Origin of the sequence: Saccharopolyspora sp., assembly GCF_017434145.1 — a bacterium.
Classification (GTDB): Bacteria; Actinomycetota; Actinomycetes; order Mycobacteriales; family Pseudonocardiaceae; genus Saccharopolyspora_C; species Saccharopolyspora_C galaxeae.
Window position 1 is genome coordinate 1 of the sequence record NZ_JAFRFW010000020.1, and the last position, 1,525, is coordinate 1,525.

General features: G+C 67.9%; 2 protein-coding genes. Both read left to right on the top strand.

Going from position 1 to position 1,525, the window contains the following annotated elements:
* Positions 1–562: SCP2 sterol-binding domain-containing protein (locus IJH84_RS00430; protein ID WP_295138834.1), on the top strand; the 562-nt coding region annotated here is incomplete at its 5' end.
* The gene (locus IJH84_RS00435; protein ID WP_051387984.1) at positions 559–1,392 is read left to right on the top strand and encodes an alpha/beta hydrolase; all 834 of its coding nucleotides are present in this window, start codon (positions 559–561) and stop codon (positions 1,390–1,392) included. The genes IJH84_RS00430 and IJH84_RS00435, both read left to right, overlap by 4 nt.
* The last annotated feature ends 133 nt before the right edge of the window (positions 1,393–1,525 follow it).

Sequence of the window (1,525 nt, forward strand, 5' to 3'; positions counted from 1 at the left end):
CGGTGACGTGCTGCGCTCCGAAATGACGGTCACGCGGTGCCGCCGCACCGCGGAAGGGGACCGGGGAGTGGTCAACCGCCACGTCATCCTGGTCAACCCACGTGACGAGCGCGTGCAGGAATGCACTGCGGCAGTGCTCGTCCGGGCCCGCAACAGCGATCCGGATTCGGACTCCGTTTGCCGGGCGTTCGGAACCACCGGTTGGGCGAAGGCGCTCGCGGAACTGCTCGAGCAGGACGAGCGGTTCACCTCGGCCATCTCGAGCTGGGACGGAACCATCGGGTTGCGGTGCGGAGACGACGAAGTGCACCTGCGCTTGTACCGGGGCCGGGTGATCGAGGTGACGCGGCGGGCGCCGCACGGCGCGACGTTCACCCTCGACGCGGACGAACTCGTGTGGACCGAGCTGATCACCGGTGCTCGCAACGACTTCATGCAGCGCGTGATGCGCGGGCAGTTCAAGGTGACGGGCAGCGGCTACGAGTACTTGAGGTTGACCAAAGTGCTGCACGTGGTCGTCGACAACGCGCGGAAGCTGGCGGCAGAAGGACCGGACCGATGATCGAAGCGCGGTACCTGGAGATCGGCGGTTCGCTGTGCTACGTGGAGATCGCTGGAAGCGGTCCCGCGGTGCTGTGCATCCACACCGCTGGCCAAAGCGGCGTCCAATGGCGGTACACCATTCGCGACTTGGCCGAGCGCGGCTACCAGGTGGTGGTGCCGGATCTGCCCGGGCACGGCCGTTCCGAGCCGCCCGTGGGCGGCCCGATCGAAGACCTCGGTGTCTACGCGGAATGGCTGCGCGCTCTCATCGACGCGCTCGGCCTGGATCGGCCGTACGTGGTGGGGTGCTCGATCGGCGGAAAGATAGCCCTGGACTTGGCGGTCCGGTGCGGCAGTTCGCTCTCCGGAGTCGTGGCGATGGCCGCGGAAGCGGGCAACGGGTCGGTGAACATGTCCTCGCTGCGGCGTGAGCTGGAAGACGTGGCAGCTCCCAGTCGCACCGACCGGACCTACCTCGGAACGCTCGCCGTCGTGGGCAGTTCGCTGACCGCGGAGCGGGCCGAGCTGATCGCGCAGATGCACCGGCGCGAAGACCCCATTGTGTCCACTTCGGACTTGGTTGGGTGGGGGAAGCACGACGTGCGGGCCGAACTGCCGTCGATCACCTGTCCGGTGCACCTCGTTGCCGGCGAGGACGACCTGTGGGTCGATCCGGAGGAGGTGCGTTCGGCGGCTTCCCAAATCCCCGGAGCGCGGTGCACGCTGCTCTCCGGGATCGGGCATTACCCGATGGAGGAAATTCCCGAGTTCGCCGCGGTGCTGCACGGTTGGCTCGGCGAGATGGCGGAGCAACAACCGGTCGGCAGCGGCGGGAGGAGGCGGGCGTGAACCTGCTGTCGATGCTCGACGACCTGGTGCGACGGGATCCGGAGGCGACGATCGCGATCGATTCCCACGCCGACCACCCGGTCGTGGTCACCCGGGGGCGATTCCAGCAGCAAGTGCTGGCGCTGCGGGCAGA